The organism is Roseateles chitinivorans, assembly GCF_050632235.1.
Taxonomy (GTDB): Bacteria; Pseudomonadota; Gammaproteobacteria; order Burkholderiales; family Burkholderiaceae_C; genus Roseateles; species Roseateles chitinivorans_A.
Genome location: NZ_CP192584.1, coordinates 968752 through 988804, shown reverse-complemented (window position 1 = coordinate 988804; position 20053 = coordinate 968752). Strand labels below are relative to the sequence as shown.

The 20053-nt window shown below is 67.6% G+C and carries 22 protein-coding genes and 1 pseudogene; 2 read left to right on the top strand and 21 right to left on the bottom strand.

Features of this window, described 5'->3' with window-relative positions; translation table 11 throughout:
* Window positions 1-131 precede the first annotated feature (131 nt).
* The 21 genes and pseudogenes from ppk2 to ACQ859_RS04300 form a co-directional block, all read right to left on the bottom strand.
* On the bottom strand, window positions 132-992 hold the full coding sequence (ppk2, locus tag ACQ859_RS04400; protein ID WP_431264758.1) for a polyphosphate kinase 2: 861 nt from the start codon (window positions 990-992) through the stop codon (window positions 132-134).
* Window positions 993-1085: 93 nt separating this feature from the next.
* Window positions 1086-1931: a D-hexose-6-phosphate mutarotase gene (locus ACQ859_RS04395; RefSeq protein WP_431264757.1), complete on the bottom strand. Its 846-nt coding sequence runs from the start codon at window positions 1929-1931 to the stop codon at window positions 1086-1088.
* Between the two features lie 92 nt (window positions 1932-2023).
* Window positions 2024-2686 (bottom strand): DUF799 domain-containing protein, encoded by a 663-nt coding sequence (locus ACQ859_RS04390; protein WP_431264756.1) that lies wholly within the window; start codon window positions 2684-2686, stop codon window positions 2024-2026.
* A gap of 20 nt (window positions 2687-2706) precedes the next feature.
* Window positions 2707-3110 (bottom strand): annotated as a pseudogene (locus ACQ859_RS04385) (DUF4810 domain-containing protein).
* 26 nt (window positions 3111-3136) lie between these two features.
* Window positions 3137-3829, bottom strand: a complete 693-nt coding sequence (locus tag ACQ859_RS04380; RefSeq protein ID WP_431264755.1) for a CsgG/HfaB family protein — start codon at window positions 3827-3829, stop codon at window positions 3137-3139.
* Between the two features lie 210 nt (window positions 3830-4039).
* Window positions 4040-4456: a F0F1 ATP synthase subunit epsilon gene (locus ACQ859_RS04375; protein ID WP_067279181.1), complete on the bottom strand. Its 417-nt coding sequence runs from the start codon at window positions 4454-4456 to the stop codon at window positions 4040-4042.
* 155 nt (window positions 4457-4611) lie between these two features.
* On the bottom strand, window positions 4612-6024 hold the full coding sequence (gene atpD / locus ACQ859_RS04370; RefSeq protein ID WP_088405912.1) for a F0F1 ATP synthase subunit beta: 1413 nt from the start codon (window positions 6022-6024) through the stop codon (window positions 4612-4614).
* A 48-nt stretch (window positions 6025-6072) separates the two neighbouring features.
* The gene (gene atpG / locus ACQ859_RS04365; RefSeq protein ID WP_088405911.1) at window positions 6073-6948 is read right to left on the bottom strand and encodes a F0F1 ATP synthase subunit gamma; all 876 of its coding nucleotides are present in this window, start codon (window positions 6946-6948) and stop codon (window positions 6073-6075) included.
* 58 nt (window positions 6949-7006) lie between these two features.
* Window positions 7007-8560 carry a F0F1 ATP synthase subunit alpha gene (atpA, locus tag ACQ859_RS04360; protein WP_431259623.1) on the bottom strand — a complete coding sequence of 518 codons (1554 nt, stop codon included), beginning with the start codon at window positions 8558-8560 and terminating at the stop codon, window positions 7007-7009.
* A 91-nt stretch (window positions 8561-8651) separates the two neighbouring features.
* On the bottom strand, window positions 8652-9185 hold the full coding sequence (locus ACQ859_RS04355) for a F0F1 ATP synthase subunit delta (RefSeq protein ID WP_431264754.1): 534 nt from the start codon (window positions 9183-9185) through the stop codon (window positions 8652-8654).
* Window positions 9186-9187: 2 nt separating this feature from the next.
* Window positions 9188-9658 (bottom strand): F0F1 ATP synthase subunit B, encoded by a 471-nt coding sequence (locus tag ACQ859_RS04350; RefSeq protein WP_067279199.1) that lies wholly within the window; start codon window positions 9656-9658, stop codon window positions 9188-9190.
* Between the two features lie 38 nt (window positions 9659-9696).
* Complete coding sequence (gene atpE, locus ACQ859_RS04345) at window positions 9697-9966, bottom strand: F0F1 ATP synthase subunit C (protein WP_067066400.1); 270 nt, start codon at window positions 9964-9966, stop codon at window positions 9697-9699.
* A 77-nt stretch (window positions 9967-10043) separates the two neighbouring features.
* Complete coding sequence (gene atpB / locus ACQ859_RS04340) at window positions 10044-10913, bottom strand: F0F1 ATP synthase subunit A (protein ID WP_431264753.1); 870 nt, start codon at window positions 10911-10913, stop codon at window positions 10044-10046.
* A gap of 17 nt (window positions 10914-10930) precedes the next feature.
* Complete coding sequence (locus ACQ859_RS04335; RefSeq protein WP_431264752.1) at window positions 10931-11494, bottom strand: ATP synthase subunit I; 564 nt, start codon at window positions 11492-11494, stop codon at window positions 10931-10933.
* Between the two features lie 235 nt (window positions 11495-11729).
* Window positions 11730-12674 carry an SMP-30/gluconolactonase/LRE family protein gene (locus ACQ859_RS04330; RefSeq protein ID WP_431264751.1) on the bottom strand — a complete coding sequence of 315 codons (945 nt, stop codon included), beginning with the start codon at window positions 12672-12674 and terminating at the stop codon, window positions 11730-11732.
* A gap of 83 nt (window positions 12675-12757) precedes the next feature.
* Window positions 12758-13249: a GNAT family N-acetyltransferase gene (locus tag ACQ859_RS04325; protein ID WP_431259626.1), complete on the bottom strand. Its 492-nt coding sequence runs from the start codon at window positions 13247-13249 to the stop codon at window positions 12758-12760.
* A 58-nt stretch (window positions 13250-13307) separates the two neighbouring features.
* Window positions 13308-13940, bottom strand: coding sequence for a glutathione S-transferase family protein (locus tag ACQ859_RS04320; RefSeq protein WP_431264750.1), 633 nt, complete (start codon window positions 13938-13940; stop codon window positions 13308-13310).
* The gene (locus tag ACQ859_RS04315; protein ID WP_431264749.1) at window positions 13937-14698 is read right to left on the bottom strand and encodes an alanyl-tRNA editing protein; all 762 of its coding nucleotides are present in this window, start codon (window positions 14696-14698) and stop codon (window positions 13937-13939) included. Before ACQ859_RS04315 ends, ACQ859_RS04320 begins: the two co-directional genes overlap by 4 nt.
* 63 nt (window positions 14699-14761) lie before the next feature.
* Window positions 14762-15412 (bottom strand): VOC family protein, encoded by a 651-nt coding sequence (locus tag ACQ859_RS04310; protein ID WP_431264748.1) that lies wholly within the window; start codon window positions 15410-15412, stop codon window positions 14762-14764.
* A gap of 10 nt (window positions 15413-15422) precedes the next feature.
* Complete coding sequence (locus ACQ859_RS04305) at window positions 15423-16262, bottom strand: PhzF family phenazine biosynthesis protein (RefSeq protein WP_431264747.1); 840 nt, start codon at window positions 16260-16262, stop codon at window positions 15423-15425.
* Between the two features lie 148 nt (window positions 16263-16410).
* Window positions 16411-17625 carry a PLP-dependent aminotransferase family protein gene (locus ACQ859_RS04300; protein ID WP_431264746.1) on the bottom strand — a complete coding sequence of 405 codons (1215 nt, stop codon included), beginning with the start codon at window positions 17623-17625 and terminating at the stop codon, window positions 16411-16413.
* Between the two features lie 259 nt (window positions 17626-17884).
* Here ACQ859_RS04300 and ACQ859_RS04295 point away from each other — a divergent pair, with 259 nt between their 5' ends.
* Window positions 17885-19186, top strand: coding sequence for a PLP-dependent aminotransferase family protein (locus ACQ859_RS04295; RefSeq protein ID WP_431264745.1), 1302 nt, complete (start codon window positions 17885-17887; stop codon window positions 19184-19186).
* A 15-nt stretch (window positions 19187-19201) separates the two neighbouring features.
* Window positions 19202-20050, top strand: a complete 849-nt coding sequence (locus ACQ859_RS04290; protein ID WP_431264744.1) for a fumarylacetoacetate hydrolase family protein — start codon at window positions 19202-19204, stop codon at window positions 20048-20050.
* Window positions 20051-20053 lie beyond the last annotated feature (3 nt).

Genomic DNA, 20053 nt, shown 5'->3' with positions numbered 1-20053 from the left:
CCTCACCCCGCCCTCTCCCGCAAGCGGGAGAGGGGGCAAGAAGGGCGCCACTCGGACTCCCTCGCCCGCTTGCGGGAGAGGGCGGGGGTGAGGGCCAACGGCCGTGGAAGTACTGACGCCCGATCGCGCCTTCAGAGACTCTTGATCGGCTTGAGCTTCCAGCCGAAGCGCTCTTCCTTGAGGCCGCCGGCCACCGGCGGGAACTCGAGTTCCTTGGCCGGGACAGTCACGTCCGGCAGATGGTCCAGCAGATGGCGGATCAGGGTCAGACGACCACGGCGCTGGTCATTGAAGTCGACCAGCGTCCAAGGCGCCTGCTTCGTGTGCGTGTGTTCGAGCATGCGATCGCGCGCGCGGCCGTAGTCCTCGTAATGCTGGCGCGCCTCGAGGTCGATGGGCGACAGCTTCCACTGTTTCAGGGGATCCTCGGCGCGCTCGGCGAAGCGCTCCTCCTGCTGGTGCTGATCTACCGTCAGCCAGTACTTGAAGAGCAGCAGCCCGTCGTCGACGAGCAGGCGCTCCAGCGTGGGCGTCTGCTTCAGGAAGTCGTCGGTCTGCTGCGGCGTGCAGAAGCCCATCACCGCCTCGACGCCAGCGCGGTTGTACCAGCTGCGGTCGAAGAGCACGATCTCGCCAGCGGCCGGCAGGTGCGTCAGGTAGCGCTGGAAGTACCACTCGCCCTGCTCCCGCTCGCTGGGCTTGCCCAGCGCGACGGTGCGGCACTGGCGCGGGCTCAGCGTCTCGGAGATCGCGCTGATGACGCCGCCCTTGCCGGCGGTGTCGCGGCCCTCGACGATGACCAGCAGCCGCTTGCGCGTGTGCTGCAGCCAACGTCCCAGGTTGTTGAGCTCGACCTGCATCGGCTGCAGGCGGTCCAGGTAATCCGACTTCGACAGCTTGCCGTTCCTGTCGCTGCCTTTGTCTCCGCCGTTCTTCGCGCTGCGCTTCTCGTCGCTGCGCTTGCCACCGTTCTTGGACTTCTTGTCGGCCATGCTGGCTCCGTGCCGTGAAGGACGGGCCAGCTTACCGCGCCTCGCCGAGGTGCCGGCAAACGCAGTCGATGCGGCGGACGCGGTGGGAGAGACTCAGAGCAGCTCGAGCGTCTGCATCCCCGCCCAGGTCTCGCCCGGCGGCAGTTCGATCGGCTTGAGCACTTGCGCGGCCTCGACGCACAGCATCTGCTTCCAGCCGCCCTCGGGCATGTCGGCCAGCGCGTCGCCCTTGGCCTGGCCGGGATTCCAGACCACGATGTCGGAGAAGCCTTGCTGGCGGATGGCGACGCGGCGGTCGCCGTCGCGCAGGGTCAGGTCGTGCTTCGCGTCCTGGTAGATGCGGTCCGTCTCCCCGTCCAGGCGCAGCAGGTCCTCGTGCTGGGTGGCCGCGCGTTCCGTCGTCGCATCCCAGTAGGCCAGGCCGGACAAGCCCTGCACGGACGCCGACATGATCTGAGTCAAGCGCAGGTAGGTGTGCAGCGCGGCGGTGAAGGACAACGGCGCGTCGCCCCTGTTCTCGCACGCGAGTTCGATCTGCAGTGCGCGGCCGGCGATGCGGATGCTGATCTCGGCTTCGAAGGCATGCGGCCAGACCATGCGGGTGGCGTCGTCATCCGTCAGGCGCAGGACGGCGAGCGCGTCCTCCTTCCCGGACTCGGCGCTGACCAGTTGCCAGGGCTTGCCGCGCGCGAAACCGTGGCGCTGCAACGGACCCCGGGTCGAGAACTGCGGAAAGATCACCGGCACGCCGCCGCGGATCGCCTGCCCGGTGCTGAAGGCGCTCTTCGGCGACAGGTAGAGCTGCTCGTCCGCGCCGGCCGGCACCCACGACACCAGATGGCCGCCGTGCAGCAGCAGCGTGGCGCGCGCGCCGCCGGGCGCGTGCAGTTCGAGGGCCTCGAGGCCTTGATGGCGGGTGACGGTGATGGGAGTGGTCATGCTCGGAAAAGAAAACCCACCGGCGCGAACCGGTGGGTGGTCGACCAGCCGGCCATCGAGGCCGACCGGTGTCGGGGTTCGGGACGAAGCCCTTAGTTTTTCACAACCTGGCGCGCCCGGGGACCTGGCAGCAGGCCATTGGGGGCGTAGACCAGACGGTTGCCCGCCAGGCTCGCGATCTGGAAGCTGCGATCGGACAGGTTGGCGGCGATCTGGTCCACCACCGCCTTCACCAGCAGGCCGATCAAGCCGCCTTGGCTGTTGTTGTTCTGCTCGGCGCTGGAGGCGCTGGCCTTGCCTTCCCAGAGCAGCGTGCCGGTACGCAGGTCGACCAGCTTGGCCTGCATTTCGACGACGGTTTCGCTCGACAGCACCTTGTAGACCGAGCCGTACTGCTTCACGCCGACGTACAGCGCCGCATCGGCGCCGAAGATCTGACGCAGCTTGGCGGTGTCGATGTTCTGCGCGTCCGACGGCGTCGTGACGCCGTTGGTGCGCAGGGTTTCGTCGACCAGCGTCACCGGCAGCACGTAGTAGCCGGCCTCGGCCAGCGGCATCGACAGGTTGGACAGCACGCCGTAGGTGGCGTTCACGTCCGGCGTGTCGTTCATCGGCGGCAGCACCAGCAGGGACGCCGGCTTGGCTTCCTTGAACGCGGTGTAGTCGTAGGGCTTGGGCGGCGCGGCGCAGGCGGTCAGCGCGGCCAGCACGGCCACCGCGCCCAGGCGCTTGATCAGGGACATCAGATTCGTCATGGTGTCTTTCTCCTGCACGCTCAGACGCCGCTCGCGGCCTTGGCGGGCGCGGCGGCCGCTGCGGCGGCGGTCTTCTCGGAAGGCTTCTTCAGCAGGAAGTCCACATAGCCGGCGGACTCCGGGAACAGCGCGCGTTCGGCTTCCAGATGCGCTCGGGCGGCATCGTCGTTGCCGACCTTCGCATACAGCAGCGCCAGGTGGCCGTGCAGGCCGGGGGCGTCGCTTCGTTGGCGGCCTTGTTCTTGATCAGCTGCGATTCGAGCTGCGTGATCTGGTCGCCGGGTGTCGCGCCGTTGGTCTTGAAGTACTGGTAGACGCTGGTCTGGTAGCCGCTCCATTGATACAGCGGCTTCTGCGGCGTGCCGCAGGCGGTCAGCAGGGCGGCCACGGCCGCGAGGGCGCTCACGCGGAGCGCGCGGGTCATGCGAATGCTCATGATCGGTCTCCGGTTCAGCGGGCGGCTTGCGGCTTCCAGGCGCCGCTGTCGATGCCGGCGACCATCGTGTTGACGGCCTCCTTGATGGCCAGGTCCAGGACCTTGCCGTTCAGCGTCGCGTCGTAGCTGGCGGTGCTGCCGAAGCCGACGATCTCGCGGGTCGACAGCTCGTACTCGCCCGCGCCCTGCGCGGAGTACACGACTTCCGAGGTCTGGCTGTTGACGATGTTCAGCGTCACCTTGGCGTAGGCGATCTGCTTCTTGCCGCGGCCCAGCACGCCGAACAGCGCCTGATCTCCGACTTCCTTGCGGCCGAACTCGGTCACCGAACCCGTCACCAGGAAATCCGCACCCTTGATGGCCAGGTTGCTGTTCTTGAACTTGGCTTCCTGCTGCGCTTCTTCGAGGTTGTCACGGTCCAGCACGCTGAAGCGGTTGGTCTGCTGCAGATGGGCGACCAGGATCGACTTCGACTGGTTGCCCAGGCGGTCGATGGCGTCGGCGAACATGCCGCGCATGAAGCTGGAGCGGTTCTCGAACTTGCCCACGGCGATCGGCGCGCGCTGACCCTGGTACTGGGCCGGGGCCGGCGTCGTGGCGCGCGGAACTTCAATGGTGCGGGACTGTTCGGTGGCGGCGCAACCGACCAGGGCGGTCACGGCGAGCGCCAACGAGGCGCGACGCGCCAGGACGTTGAATGATGACATTGGGAACTCCCTCAAAGATGCCGGCTAGTGGCGCCGGCTGCGTCCCCGGTTCGAACCGGGCGTGCGCAGTGTGCGTCATCGCACTCAGGCGAATCGGCGACTCTGAAAGAACATCGGCAGGAGTGCGAGTTTTTCGCAGTCCTGCCGATGCAGTGTGGTGTCCTCGCCGCACCGGGCGACCGGTGCGGTATCGGAGCTGATGGGGTGGGCTCAGCGCTTGGCGCGGAACTTCCGCAGGGCCGCGATCTGCGCGGCCATCGCGGCGAACTCGCTTTGCGCCTTGGCGAAATCGATGTCGCTCTTGGCGTTCTTCATCGCTTCCTCGGCCGCCTGCTTGGCAGCCTGGGCGCGGGCCTCGTCGAGGTCCTTGCCGCGGATCGCGGTGTCGGCCAGCACGGTCACGACGCCCGGCTGCACTTCCAGCAGACCACCAGCGACGAAGACGAACTCTTCATCGCCGTTGGGACGCTGGATGCGCACGGCGCCCGGCTTGATGCGGGTGATCAGCGGGGTGTGCTTGGGCAGGATGCCCAGCTCGCCGCCTTCGCCCGGCAGCGCCACGAATTTCGCTTCGCCCGAGAAGATCTGCTCTTCCGCCGAGACCACGTTCACGTGGAGGGTTGCCATTGCGTTTCCTTAATCGTTGACCTGCGGCGGCCGGAGCCACCGCGGTAAGAAGGTCCAGTAAGCGAGCAGACGGTGGGCTGGCTAGGCGCCGCGCGGAGCCGGACTGTCGAGTCCGGCGAGCACGGCAACGACGCCAGCGCGCCGTATGCGAAGTCTTACTGGATCTTCTTGGCCTTCTCGAAAGCCTCGTCGATGGTGCCCACCATGTAGAACGCTTGTTCCGGCAGGTGGTCGCACTCGCCGTTCACGATCATCTTGAAACCACGGATGGTTTCCTTCAGCGGGACGTACTTGCCGGGCGCGCCGGTGAACACTTCCGCGACGTGGAACGGCTGCGACAGGAAACGCTGGATCTTGCGGGCGCGGGCCACGGCCTGCTTGTCTTCCGGCGACAGCTCGTCCATGCCCAGGATCGCGATGATGTCGCGCAGTTCCTTGTAGCGCTGCAGCACCGACTGCACCGAACGCGTCACGTTGTAGTGCTCTTCGCCGATGACGTTCGGGTCGATCTGACGCGAGGTCGAGTCCAGCGGGTCCACGGCCGGGTAGATGCCCAGCGACGCGATGTCGCGCGACAGCACGACGGTGGCGTCCAAGTGGGCGAAGGTCGTGGCGGGCGACGGGTCGGTCAGGTCGTCCGCAGGGACGTACACGGCCTGGATCGAGGTGATCGAGCCGACCTTGGTCGACGTGATCCGCTCTTGCAGACGGCCCATTTCCTCGGCCAGCGTCGGCTGGTAGCCCACCGCGGACGGCATGCGGCCCAGCAGCGCGGACACTTCCGTGCCGGCCAGCGTGTAGCGGTAGATGTTGTCCACGAAGAACAGCACGTCGCGGCCTTCGTCGCGGAAGGACTCGGCCATCGTCAGGCCGGTCAGCGCGACGCGCAGACGGTTGCCCGGGGGCTCGTTCATCTGGCCGTAGACCATGGCGACCTTCGACTTGCTCAGGTCCTCCTGGTTCACGACGCCCGCGTCGGACATCTCATGATAGAAGTCGTTGCCCTCGCGGGTACGCTCGCCGACACCCGCGAACACCGACAGACCCGAGTGAGCCTTGGCGATGTTGTTGATCAGCTCCATCATGTTGACGGTCTTGCCCACGCCGGCGCCGCCGAACAGGCCGACCTTGCCGCCCTTGGCGAACGGGCAGATCAGGTCGATGACCTTGATGCCGGTTTCCAGCAGCTCCTGCGACGGGCTCAGCTCGTCGTAGGCCGGGGCCTTGCGGTGGATGGCCGCGGTCTTCTCGCGCGACACGTCGCCGCGCTCGTCGATCGGGTTGCCCAGCACGTCCATGATGCGGCCCAGCGTCGGCTGGCCGACCGGGACCTGGATCATGTCGCCCGTGTTGTAGACCTCGCTGCCGCGGCGCAGGCCGTCGGACGAGCCCAGCGCGATGGTGCGCACCACGCCGTCGCCCAGCTGCTGCTGGACTTCCAGCGTCAGGGTCGTGCCTTCCATCTTGAGGGCGTCGAACACCTTCGGCATCTGGTCGCGCGGGAACTCCACGTCCACCACGGCGCCGATGCACTGAACGATCTTGCCCACCGATTGAGTGTTAGCCATTTTTTCGTTCCTTCAATTCAAATCTGTTGCCTGCGATCGATCGCGAGATCAACCGCTGATGGCGGCGGCGCCGCTGACGATTTCCGACAGTTCCTTCGTGATCGCGGCCTGGCGGGTCTTGTTGTAGACCAGCTTCAGCTCACCGATCAGCGTTCCGGCGTTGTCGGTCGCGGCCTTCATGGCCACCATGCGCGCCGATTGCTCGGACGCCATGTTCTCGGCCACGGCCTGATAGACCAGGGCTTCGGTGTAGCGCACCAGCAGCTCGTTGATCACCGTCGGGGCGTCGGGTTCGTACAGGTAGTCCCATGCGTGACCCGCGGCATCCGTCTCCAGCGACTCCGCCGTCAGCGGCAGCAGCTGCTGCACCACCGGCTCCTGCTTCATCGTGTTGACGAAGCGGGTGTAGCAGAGATAGACCGCCGACAGCTTGCCGTCCGCATACGCGTCCAGCAGCGTCTTGACCGGGCCGACCAGCTTCTCGAGCTGGGGGCTGTCGCCGAGCTGCGTCGCATGCGCGACGACCTTGGCGCCGATCCGGTTCATGAAACCGAGACCCTTGTTGCCGATCGCCACCACTTCGGACTTCTGACCCGCGGACTCAACTTCCTTGAGCTTGCCGGTCGCAGCGCGAAGCAGGTTGGTGTTCAGGCCACCGCACAGACCCTTGTCCGTCGTGACCACCACGAAGCCCACCGACTTGGCCTCCGGATTCGCCACCATGAACGGGTGACGGTATTCCGGGTTGGCCTTCGAGAGATTGGCGGCGATGTTGCCGACCTTCTCCGCGTACGGACGGGCCGCGCGCATCCGATCCTGCGCCTTGCGCATTTTCGAAGCGGCGACCATTTCCATGGCCTTGGTGATCTTCTTGGTGTTCTCGACCGACTTGATCTTGCCGCGAATTTCCTTGCCTGCTGCCATGATTTCTCCTGTGAGGGCCGGGTCTTGCCTGACTTCAGCGAGACCCGGTCATGGTTGCTTAGGCGAAGGACTTCTTGAACGACGTGATCGCGGCGTTCAGTTCAGCTTCCGCGTCCTTGTCCATCGCCTTGTCGTTTTCCAGCTTCGTCAGCAGGGCAGCGTGCGAGGTCTTCAGGAACTGGTGCAGGCCGTGCTCGAAGGACAGCACCTTCTTGACCTCGATGTCGTCCATGAAGCCCTTGTTGGCGGCGTACAGCGACGCACCCATCAGGCTGATCGACAGCGGGCTGTACTGGGCCTGCTTCAGCAGTTCCGTCACGCGGGCACCACGGTCCAGCTGCTTGCGGGTCGCGGCGTCCAGGTCGGAAGCGAACTGCGCGAACGCAGCCAGTTCACGGTACTGGGCCAGGTCGGTACGGATACCGCCGGACAGCGACTTGATCAGCTTGGTCTGGGCAGCGCCACCGACGCGCGACACCGAGATACCGGCGTTGATCGCGGGACGGATGCCGGCGTTGAACAGGTTGGTTTCCAGGAAGATCTGGCCGTCGGTGATCGAGATGACGTTCGTCGGGACGAAGGCGGACACGTCGCCGGCTTGCGTCTCGATGATCGGCAGCGCGGTCAGCGAACCGGTCTTGCCCTTGACTTCACCCTTGGTGAAGGCTTCGACGTACTCGGCGTTCACGCGGGCGGCGCGCTCCAGCAGGCGGCTGTGGAGATAGAACACGTCGCCGGGGAAGGCTTCGCGGCCCGGGGGACGGCGCAGCAGCAGCGAGACCTGACGGTAGGCGACGGCCTGCTTGGACAGGTCGTCGTACACGATCAGCGCATCTTGACCGCGGTCGCGGAAGTACTCGCCCATCGTGCAGCCGGAGTAGGCCGACACGTACTGCATCGCCGCGGATTCGGACGCGGAGGCGGCGACGACGATGGTGTACTCCATCGCGCCGGCGGCTTCCAGGGCGCGCACGACGTTCTTGATCGACGAAGCCTTCTGGCCGATCGCGACGTACACGCAGGTCATGTTCTGACCCTTCTGGTTGATGATCGCGTCGATCGCCACGGCGGTCTTGCCGGTCTGGCGGTCGCCGATGATCAGCTCGCGCTGGCCACGGCCGACGGGCACCATCGAGTCGATCGACTTCAGGCCGGTCTGCACCGGCTGGTCGACGGACTTGCGGGCGATCACGCCCGGGGCGACCTTCTCGATGACGTCGGTCATCTTGGCGTTGATCGGGCCCTTGCCGTCGATCGGCTGACCCAGCGCGTTCACGACGCGGCCGATCAGCTCGGGGCCGACCGGCACTTCCAGGATGCGGCCCGTGCACTTCACGGTGTCGCCTTCGACGATGTGCTCGTAGGCGCCCAGGATCACGGCGCCGACGGAGTCGCGCTCCAGGTTCAGCGCCAGACCGAAGGTCTGCGTGCCATCGGCGGCGACCGGGAACTCCAGCATTTCGCCTTGCATCACGTCGGACAGGCCGTGCACGCGCACGATGCCGTCGGACACGGACACGACGGTGCCCTGGTTGCGCACGTCGGTGGACGCGCCAAGGCCTTCGATGCGGCTCTTGATCAGTTCGGAAATTTCAGCAGGATTCAGTTGCATTGCTTGCTCCCAGCGGCATCCCGCCGAAGCGGGACACCAGGGTGAATCGGGGGGATCTCAGGCAGTCGGGCCGAAGCCTGAAGCCGAGGCTTCAGGCAGTGAGCGCCACTTTCATGCGTTCCAGACGGGCCTTCACCGAGGTGTCCAGCACCTCGTCGCCGACCACCACACGGATACCGCCGATCAGGCCAGGCTCCAGCTCAACCTGCGCTTGCAGCTTGCGGCCGAAGCGCTTCTCCAGCGACGCGACCACGTCGGCCAGCTGGGCCGGCTCGATCGGGAAGGCGCTGAAGATGTGCGCATCGGACACGCCGGACGCGGCGTTGGCCAGTTCGTGGAACTGCTGGACCATCGCCGGCAGCGCCGACAGGCGGCCGTTGGCGATCACCTCGCGCAGGAAGTTCTGAACGCCGGGCACCAGCGACTGCTTGCTCGCCGCGGACACCACCTGGAACACCTGTTCGGTGGTCACTTTCGGGTCTTCGGCGAACTGGCGCAGTTGGCTGTCGCCGGCGACGAGCGCCAGCGCGGCGAGCTGCTCGTTCCAGGTCTTGAGGTCCTGGGAGGACGCGACCTGGAACAGCGCTTCGGCGTAGGGACGGGCAATGGTTGCGAGTTCAGCCATGATTACAGCTCCGTCTTGAGACGGTTCAGCAATTCGGCGTGCACGCCGGCGTTGACCTCGCGCTGCAGGATCTGCTCGGCGCCCTTGACGGCCAGCGCGGCGACCTGCTCGCGCAGGGCCTCGCGGGCACGCACCGACTGCTGCTCGGCTTCAGCCTTCGCAGCGGCGATGATCTTGGCGCCTTCGTCGTCCGCACGCTTCTTCGCTTCGTCCACGATCGCGGCGCCGCGCTTTTCAGCGTCGGACAGCAGCTTCGTGGTTTCGTTGCGGGTCTGCGCCAGTTGCTCGTCGACCTTCTTGTTGGCGTTGGCCAGTTCGGCCTTGGCCTGGTCGGCGGCGGTGAGGCCGGCGCGGATCTTCTCCGCGCGCTCGTCCAGTGCCTTCACGATCGGTGGCCAGATGAACTTCATCGTGACGAACACGAGAAGCGCAAACGGGATCCACTGGATGAAGAGGCTAGCGTTGATATTCACGGCACGATCCTTTCAGTCGTGAAAGGGTTCGGGCTCGATCAGCGAGCGACGGTGGCGAGCAGCGTAGCGGCGAACGGGTTGGCGAACGCGAACAGCAGGGCGATGGCGACGCCGATCAGGAAGGCGGCGTCGATCAGGCCGGCCAGGATGAACATCTTGGTTTGCAGTTCGTTCATCAGCTCGGGTTGACGGGCCGACGATTCCAGGAACTTGCCGCCCATCAGCGCGATGCCGATGGAAGCGCCGATCGCGCCCAGACCAACGATGATGCCGCAAGCCAGAGCGACCAGACCGAGGATGTTTTCCATGTTTTGCTCCTGAGAGAGTTAGATAAAAGAAAGGGAAAAGGAATCGAGAAACGAGGGATCGCGGCTGTCCGTCCGGATCAGTGCGCGTCGTGCGCCTGGCCCAGGTAGATCAGCGTCAGCATCATGAAGATGAAGGCCTGCAGCGTGATCACAAGGATGTGGAACAGCGTCCAGACCGTGCCGGCGAGGACGTGGCCGATGGCCAGGCCGATGCCGGTTCCGGTCAGGGCCCAGCCGCCGCCCATCAGGGCGATCAGCATGAACACCAGTTCGCCGGCAAACATGTTGCCGAACAGTCGCATGCCATGGGAGACCGTCTTGGCGACGAACTCGATGACCTGCATGAGGAAGTTGAACGGCCACAGCGCCCAGTGGTCGCCGAACGGCGCGGCGATCAGTTCATGGCCCCAGCCGCCCAGGCCCTTGATCTTGATGCTGTAGAAGAACACCAGGACCAGGACGAAGGTCGACAGGCTCAGCGTGGTCGACAGGTCGGCGGTCGGCACGACGCGCTGGTAGGCGTGGTGCGCGTCGTGGGCGACATAGTTGGTGAACAGCGTCGGCAGCCAGTCCACCGGCAGCATGTCCATCGCGTTCATGAAGAAGATCCACACGAACACGGTCAGGGCGACGGGGCCGATGACCTTGCGGCTCTTCTCGTTGTGGATGACCGACTTGGCCTGGTTGTCCACCATCTCGACCAGGATCTCGATGGCGGCCTGGAAGCGGCCCGGCACGCCGGCATGAGCCTTGCGTGCGACACGCCAGAGGAGGAACACGGCCAGCAGGCCGAGCACCGTCGAATAGATCAGCGAGTCGAAGTTGAAGACGTTGAAGTCGACCAGACCGGTCTGCTTGACATCCTCGAAGGCGAAATTCTTCTGCCAATGCTGCAAATGGTGGGTGATGTATTCACCCGAAGTCGGCGCGTGCCCTTCTGCTGCCATGGTGGTGTTTTCCGTCTCTATTTTCTGATTCGACCCCGCCGAAGCAGGGCCAGCCAATTTGCCTTCAGGGTCACGACGAGGGTCGAGAGCAATGCCGCCCAACTCAACGATGCGAAACCCATGGCGACCGCCACCAGGATGGCGACCGCCAGAATGATCTTCACCAGCTCCCAGACCGCGAACGTGAGCATCGGCGTGCCCGCGTCCCTGGCTGATTGCCGCGTCATGCCCCACGCCATCAGGGCGTTCGGCACGACGACCGAGACGGCACCGAACAGCGCCGACCAGGTTTTGTCGGCTTGCAGGGACAGCAGACCCCACAGCGCGACCATGATGGCGCCCGTTGCCGCCTGCCAGGTCAACAACGACCAGACGGACATCACCGGGAGCCGGGCCCGCAAGTCCTGCGCTTCTTCTCGCGTCAGGGGCTTGAAAGCCGGTTCGCCACCCGCATCTCCTTCTGTTCCATCATCCCAGGCATCCTTGCTGGCGGTGCCGCGGTCGTTCGTCGGAACGGGCCGGGGCGGCTCTGCGGGCGCTGCGTGCGACACCACGGGTGCACGCGCTGGATCGGGATTCACGGCGTCAGGGGGCGAGCTGCAAAACCACGGGATTATAGGGGGTCTGGCCTGACAGACCCTTAACAGGCCGTCGCGCCTGCCCATCCCCGCCGACTTGACAGCCCGTGCGAACCACGCCTAGGGCTCTCCCGAGCCCTGTTCATCGGCGTTGGCATCACTTGCGGCACCCGCCCGTGCGCGGTGTGCGCGCAACACCTGTCCCCGCGCGGCGGGAGAAAAGGCCCTCAGAAGGCCTTCAGTCTCCCCAGTGTGCGAACTGAACCGGCAAGCCCGCAACGGGTACCCGCATCTTCAGCACACAGCCGGCCCAGGGCTGCGCGGCGAGTTCCGCCTCGCTGCGCTTTTCCCGTGCGGTGGTGACGAAAAGGGTGCGCATGTCCGCACCACCGAAGGTCGGCATGGTCGCGCAGCGCACCGGCAGTTCGACGCGCTGGAGCACGTCGCCCGACGGTGACAGCCGCAGCAACTGCTGCCCTTCCATCATGGCGATCCAGTAGGCGCCTTCGACGTCGACCGCCGCGCCGTCCGGCCGGCCGCCGTAGTTTTCCAGCGACTGATCCGGCGCGCGCTTCTCGAAACTGGCGAAGACTTCGCGTGGGCCGACCGTGCCGGTTTCAGCATCGAAACTCAACCGGTAAATCTCATGGGCCTTGGTGTCGGCCCAGTACATCGTGCGGCCGTCCGGGCTCCAGGCCAGGCCGTTGGACACGGTGATGCCGTCCTGGACCTGCTCGAACGCCCCGTCGCGCAGGCAATAGAGCGCCGATTCCGGCTGGCGCGCATCGTCGATGGTGCCGACCCACAGCCGCCCCTTCGCGTCGGCCTTGCCGTCGTTGAAGCGTCGCTTGGAAGCGTCATAGGGCGGATCGAGCAGCTTCTCGTACGCGCCGGTGGCGGGATCGAAGCGCCACAGCCCGTTGCGCTGCGGGATCAGCAACCGGCCGTCGGGCAGCGGCACGACGCAGCCGGGCTCGTCGTTGAGCGGCCAGCGGGTCGGCGCGTCCGCGCCGTTGTCGAGCCGGAACAACGCCTTGCCCGGGATGTCGACGTAATAGAGGCATTGCTCCAATGGATGCCAGAACGGCGACTCGCCGAGCAGCGCCGGCGTCAGCGACGCGGGCTCGAGGCGGTAGAGGTCGTCCGAGGACGTCGTCGAGGCGGCATGGGGCTGTGAACTCATGCCCCGATGCTATGCCGGTAACCCGACGAAACCCGATCACCCTGCCGACGAACTGGCGGGATCGCCTCGACTCCCATCCGCCCTCAGTCCAGATCGACCTTCAGGTAATGCGCGCCGGCGATGGGATTGAAGTAGTACGGCGGGATCTCCTCGAAGCCGAGGCTTTCGTACAGATCACGCGCGGCCTCCATGTCGTCGAGCGTATCGAGCAGCATGCTGGAGTAGCCCGCCGTCGTGGCGCGATCGATCAGCGCCTGCGCCATCGTGCGTCCCAGGCCGAAGCGGCGGAACGCGGGGCGGATGAACAGGCGCTTCATCTCGCAGGCATTGGCGTAGTCGGAATCGGTCATCGGCCGGAAGCCGCCGCACCCGGCGATCTGGCCGTCGACCAGCGCCAGCAGCAGCATGCCTTGCGGCTCGTCGTATTCGCCGGGCAGCGAGGCGAGTTCCTGGTCGAAGTTCTGGAAGTCCAGGTCGATGTCCAGGCTCTGCGCGTATTCGCGCATGATCGCGCGCGCTTCTTCCCACAACGGGGGCGAATCGGGGCAGATCAGTCGTATCTCGGGCGTGTCCACAGCGGGCGAGTGTAGCGAGGCCGTTCTGGCGATCAAGTGTCGCGTCTAGAGGCGCTCATCAAGGACCGGCGGCAGGACCGTGAGCCGCGAAGCCGGGGCGGGTCAGCAGGCGCTGGTACCAGGCTTCGACCGCCGGCAGATCCGCGTGGGCGATCGGCGCCGCGCGCCAGCGGTGGGCAGACAGACCCAGCACCACATCTGCCAGCGTGAAGCTGGCGCCGAGCACGAAGGGGCCACCCGAGCGGGCCAGCTGCGCGTCGAGCATCGCCATGTGCCGGTTCCAGTTCACGATGCCGGCCTCGATCTGCGCGGCATCCTGATGGCGCGCGCTCTTGCGCACCGTCGCCATGAACGCATAGCGCCAGCTGTTGTTCAGCTCGCCGCCCTGCCAGTCCATCCACATCTCGACGAGCGCGCGCTGGCGTGGCTCGTCGGGCAGCAGGTCGACGCGGTCCTCGCGCCGCGCGAGGTAGCGGCAGATGCTGTTGCTCTCCCACATCGAGAACGAGGCCTCAGACCCGTCGTCGTCGATCAGCACCGGCATCATCGCGTTCGGGTTGAGCGCGCGGAATGCCTCGGCCTTCACGTCGACGTCCTCTCGCGTCAGGTCCAGGCCCAGTTCGGCGCCGGTCCACAACACCTTGCGAACATTGATGGACGCCGCGCGTCCGAGCACGCGAAGTCTGCTCATGCCGAGGTCACCGATGCCGAAGCGGGCGACGAGGCCGATGTGTCCACGGTGGCGAAGCCGAGTACGACGCGGCGCGTCTTGGCCGACTTCTTCTCGATCTTCGTGACGACCACCGCCCCGATCTCCGCCGTGTTGGCGACGTGCGTGCCACCGCAGGGCTGCAGGTCGACGCCGTCGATCGCGAGCAGACGCACGCGGCCGGTGCCGCGCGGCGGCTGCACGCTCATGCTGCGGACGAGGGTCGGATTCGCCTCGAGTTCCTCGTCGCTGATCCAGCGATGGCCGACCGGATGCGCCTCGGCGACGAGCCGGGCAATGCCGGCGGTCAGCGCATCCTTGTCCAGCGGATCGGTCATGTGGAAATCGAGCCGTGCGTAACCCGCCGTGATCGAGCAGCCGTCGACCGGATGCGGCACCAGCGCGCACAGCAGGTGCGTCGCCGTGTGGAAGCGCATGTGGGCGTGGCGGCGGCTCCAGTCGATCCGCGCCGTCACCGGCGTGCCGGCGTCGAGCCCGCTCAGGTCCTGATCCGGCGCGGGCAGGTGCAGGATCTCGCCGCCTTCGCCCTTGCGGGTATCGGCGATGAGGAGCTCGCGCCCGCCCGGCAGCGTCAGCATGCCGGCGTCGCCGGCCTGCCCGCCGCCTTGCGGATAGAACACCGTGCGGTCCAGCAGCAGACCGTGCTCGTCGGCGCGCAGCAGCGTCGCCTCGCACTCGCGCAGCTGCGCATCCTCGCGGAAGAGATCCTGCGTGCTCATCGGGTCCTTGTCGTCACTTCAGCGGCCCGCCAGCGGGCCCTTCCACAGAACTTCAGCGGAACTTCAACGGGAAGCCGGCAGGACGTCATCGAGGTCGCCCGACTGCGTCGGCGCATCGGACAAGGTCCCCTCGATCGCCTCCAGCTCGACCGTGCCCTTGGGCGTCGAGAGCTGCGCGCGCAGGCCGTCACGGGCCTCGAAGCCCAGCAGCTGCACGCCACTCTCGGGCAGCTTGTCGGTCGGATGGGCGTCGCCCTTCCATTCGATGGGCACCGGCAGGCCTTCCTTGCGCAGCCGGCGGCCGTCCTCGCGCAGCGCGATGCGCCAGCTCAGGTCGCCGCGGGCGGCCTCGACCGCCTCGCCGGCATCGACGCCCTCGCCCGACCAGGTGGCCAGCGTCGCGTCCAGGCTCTGCACCCGCGCGACCCAGTGCAGCAGCGACGGGCCGTCCTCCTTCAGGCGCTCGCGCACGGCGGGCTGGTCCAGGTCGAACCAGCGCGGCCGGCCTGGATCCGGAGCTTCCGGGTCGATCGCGATGATTTCCAGGTAGCAGCGCGGATAGGTCGGCGGCCCGCTGATGTTCAGCAGCAGGTTGTGCGTGCCCATCAGCGCATGGCGCCCACCGGGTTGAGGGGACACGCCCAGGACACGTTCGCACCAGGCGCGGCCCTCCTCCAACGTGATCGCGGCGACAACGAGATGATCGACTTCCATGCTCATGGCTTCACAACCTCACCTGACCGTGGATCAATGGCGTGACATCGCCGCCAATCCAGCAATGTCCGCCCTCTTTCGCCACATGCACCCGGCCGGCACGCCCGAGGGCGGCGCCCTGGGCGGCCACATAGCGGTCGGGCGCCAGACCGGCGCCTTGCAGCCATAGTGCCAGACCCGCGTTCAGGCTGCCCGTGACCGGGTCTTCGGCGGGGCCGAGGCCGGGCACGAAGGCCCGCACCTCGAATTGCAGCGGCGAGCCCGCAGGATAAGCGCCAACGACGCCCAGCTTGAGTCGCCCCATGGACACGTAATCGGGTTCGATGGCCAGGACCGCTTCGGCCGAGGCCAGGCGCGCCGCCATCCAGTCCGGCCCGTTGTTGACCCAGACGACGTCCAGCAGGTCCGCGTCCGCGACGCGCAGCGACCGCGCCACCTGTTCGCGCAGCGCCGGTTCGACCGGCCCTTCGCGCAGCAGCGGCGGCGCGGCGAAGGCCAGCCGCGCGCCGTCGCGGCGGATGCGCACCAGGCCGATGGCGCACTCCTGCACCACCTCGCCGGGCCGCTTCGGATCACCGCCGCTGGACAGCCACGCGTGGCAGGAGCCCAGCGTCGGATGGCCCGCGAAGGGCAGCTCGCCGCCGGGCGTGAAGATGCGGACGCGGTAGTCGGCGTCCGGATGCGTGGGCGGCAGCAGGAAGGTCGTTTCGGAGAGGTTCGTCCATTCGGCGAACTTCGCCATCGTGGCGTCGTCCAGGCCCGCGCCGTCGATGACGACGGCCAGCGGGTTGCCCTTCAGCGCCTCGGCGGTGAAGACATCGACTTGAACGAAGCGGCGGAGTTCGGACATGGGGAACCTCGGAAAACTCGGAAAGGCAGGGCGAGTCGATCCGTCCCGCCTGACGAGGCGGTGACGGGTGACGGGAACAGGGGACAAACTCCGACCCCGGACGGGGTCGGCCTCGGTCCCCGTGTGGGAACCGATGACGGCTCGTCGATCAGGGCGCCGTTTCGGCGGTCGTCAGCGCGAGCGCCTCGTGCAGCACGCGGCCGAGCTTGTCGACGCCTTCGGCGATCAGGTCGGGCGTCAGCGTCACGAACGACAAGCGCAGCGTGCGCGTGTCCGGCTGGTGCGCGTAGAACGCGGCGCCCGGCACGTAGGCGATGCCGGCGTCGACCGCGCGCGGCAGCAGCGCCATCGCGTCCAGGCCCTCGGGCAGGCGGATCCAGAAGAACATGCCGCCTTCCGGGGTCTGCCATTCGCAGCCGGGCGGCAGCGCCGTTTCCAGCGCCTTGGCCATCGCATCGCGGTTGGCCTTGTAGCGGGCGCGGATCTTGGGCACGTGCTCGTCCAGGAAGCCGCCCTTGATGACCTCGTGCACCACGCGCTGGTTGAAGCCCGGCGTGTGCAGGTCGGCGGCCTGCTTGGCCTGCAGCAGCTTCGGGTAGAGCTCGCTCGGCGCGACGATGTAGCCCAGGCGGAAGCCCGGCGTCAGCACCTTGGAGAACGAGCCCAGGTAGATGCTGCCTTCCGGCCACAGCGAGCTGAGCGAGGCCGGCGGCGCCTGGTCGAACCACAGGTCGCCGTAGGGGTTGTCCTCGACGATGGGCACGCCGGCCTTGCGGGCGGCGGCGACCACGGCCTGACGGCGCGCCAGGCTCATCACGCGGCCGGTGGGGTTCTGGTAGTTCGGCAGCAGGTACGCGAAGCGCGTGCCCGGCGCATCGTGCGGCAGCGCCTCGATGGCCGAAGGCAGCGGGCCTTCGTCGTCACTGGCGAGGCTGGCGAAGATCGGTTCGTAAGGCGTGAAGGCCTGCAGCGCGCCGAGGTAGGTCGGCGTCTCCACCGCGACCGGGGCGCCCGCGTCGCACAGCAGCTTGCCGACCAGGTCCAGGCCCTGCTGCGAACCGCTGGTGATCAGCACCTGGTCCGGCGAGGCATTGATCCCCAGCGTCGCGACCTTGGCCGCGACCCATTCACGCAGCGGCGCGAACCCCTCGCTGGCGGCGTACTGCAGCGCCTCCTTGGCGTTGTGCGTCAGCACGCGGTCGCAGGCCGTCTTGATGGCCTCCACCGGGAACGTGTCCGCGCTGGGCAGGCCACCCGCCATGGACAGGACGCCCGGCTTCTCGGTGACCTTCAGGATCTCTCGGATGATGGACGGGTTCATGCGCGCGGCACGGCGGGCTTGCGTCCAGGGACTGCGGTTCATGGGGGTTGTCTCCGGTTGAGCGGACCAGTCTAAGGGGTCGACCAGCACAGGACCAATACACTGCGCCATACCACCGCATGATCTGTATCGGCATGGACACCAGCACAGCCAACGCCAGCATGAGCGCTCCCAACAGCGCGAATGTCGCGCCGGTCGCCCTCTCCCGCAACGCCAGCCAGCCGCTTGCGCAGCAGCTGGCGCAGCGCTTCGCGGCGCGCATCCAGCAGCGGCTGCTGCTGCCGGGGCGCGGCTGCCGTCGGTGCGGGATTGCGCGCGGCATCACGGCGTCAGTCCCTACACGGTCGTCGCGGCCTATGACCAGCTGCTCGCCCAGGGCCTGCTCGATGCGCGGAAGAAGCGAGGGTTTTTCGTTCGCGAAACCCGGACGCCGCCGCCCCGGGCGCCGGCCGCCCATGACGTCGCGCCCGCGCCACTGCCGCCGCCGGTGGACGCCAGCGCGTTGATCCGGGGGATGTTCCAGGCGGACGCGCGGCGTTCGCCGGGCCTGGGCACCCTGCCGGCGGAATGGCTGGACCTCGGGCTGCTGCAGTCGACATTGCGCCGCCTCGCGGCCAACGCGGACGACGCGCTGATCTCCGGCTACGGGGAGCCGCTCGGCGATGAGCGGTTGCGGCGCGCGTTGTCGCGGCGGCTGCTGGACATCGCGGTGCAGGCCGCGCCCGACCAGATCATGAGCACCGTCGGCGCGACGCACGGCCTGGATCTGATCACGCGGGCCTTCCTGGAGCCGGGCGACGCCGTGCTGGTGGACGACCCGGGCTGGGCGATCGAGTACGCGCGGCTGTCCCAGGCCGGCATGCGGCTGCTGCCGGTGCCGCGCGGCGCGCACGGGCCGGACATGGCGGTGATGCGCCGCCTGATCGAGGAGCACCGGCCGCGCATGTACGTGACGGTGTCGGTGCTGCACAACCCGACCGGCGCGACGCTGGACCTGGCGCATGCGCACCAGGTGCTGCAACTGGCGCACGCGCACGACCTGCTGATCGTCGAGGACGACACCTACGCGCTGTTCGCGCCGAACCACGCGCCGCGGCTGGCGGCGCTCGACCAGTTGCGGCGCACGATCTACGTCTCCGGGTTCTCGAAGATGCTGTCGCCGGCGTGGCGCGTCGGTTTCGTCGCGGCGAGCCCGGAACGCATGGCGCGACTCACCGACCTGAAGCTGCTGGCCTCGCTGACGACCAGTCCGCTGATGGACCGCGCGGTCGCGCTGTGCCTGGAGCAAGGCCTGCTGCGCAAGCACGCGGAGCGGATCGCGGCGCGGCTGGTCTCCGCGCGCCAGCGCTGCGTGCGGCTGGCCGAGGACGCCGGCTGCCGCTTCGCCGCGACGCCGGCCGGCCTGTTCGGCTGGGTCGACGTGGGCGCCGACACCGAGCGCCTGGCGCCCGTGATGATGGACCAGGGCTGGCTGATCGCGCCCGGCATCCTGTTCAGCCCGACGCGCACGCCGGGCACGCTGATGCGCATCAACTTCGCGACCTCGCAGGACCCGAAGTTCTGGCAGGCTCTGGAGCGGGCGCGCGAGGCGCTCAAGCGCTGACACGCCGGACCGCCCTTGCTCGCTCCCTCACCCCGAACGCTCGTCGAGGGGCCGACGACCGCCACGCATAAGATCCACGCCCATGACGATCTCCACCCCCTCCCCGCCGACCTGGGCGCCGCGCTCGCCGAGGGCTGGACCACCGACACCCTGCTCGACGACAGCGCGTGGTCGCTTGCGGACGAAGGCGCCGCCTATGTGGCGCAGGCCGAACTCGCGAAGCGGCTCGACTGGCTGTCGCCCGGCCGGGTGCAGTTCTGGAAATGCGGCGGCTCGTCGCGCGACGGCGCGCTGGGCAGTTCGCCGCTGCCACCAATGCGGGCGCGCGAGGTGCGAGGCCTGCGCAACGGCGGCGATTTCAGCGAGTTCACGCTGGTCGGCGCCGAAGCCGAGATCGCGCTGCGTCTCGGTCAAGACGTGACCCCGGAGATGGCCGCGGCACTGGTGCCCGGCCAGGCCGAACACCTGATCGATGCGATGTGCGTCGCGGTGGAATGGCTGGGCTCGCGCTGGCAGCGCGGGCTGGCGGCGGACAACACGCTGCGCCTGGCCGACGCGCAGACGCACGGCGCGCTGGCGCTGGGCCCGTGGCAGGCGTGGAAGCCGGGCCACGACTGGGCGAACCAGCCCTGCGAACTGATCGTGGAAGGCCAGCCGCCCATGGGCGGCGTCGGCGGCCACGGCCTGAACGACCCGGCCTGGGTGATGGCCGGCTGGCTGCAGATCGCGACGCGCGGCGGGCAGACGGTACCGGCGGGCAGCGTCGTCACGACGGGCTCGTGGCGCGTGGCCACGAAGCTCGCCAAGGGATCGACGGTCACCGCCCGCTACGAAGGCCTGGGCGAGTTGACCGTCCGCGCCTGACGA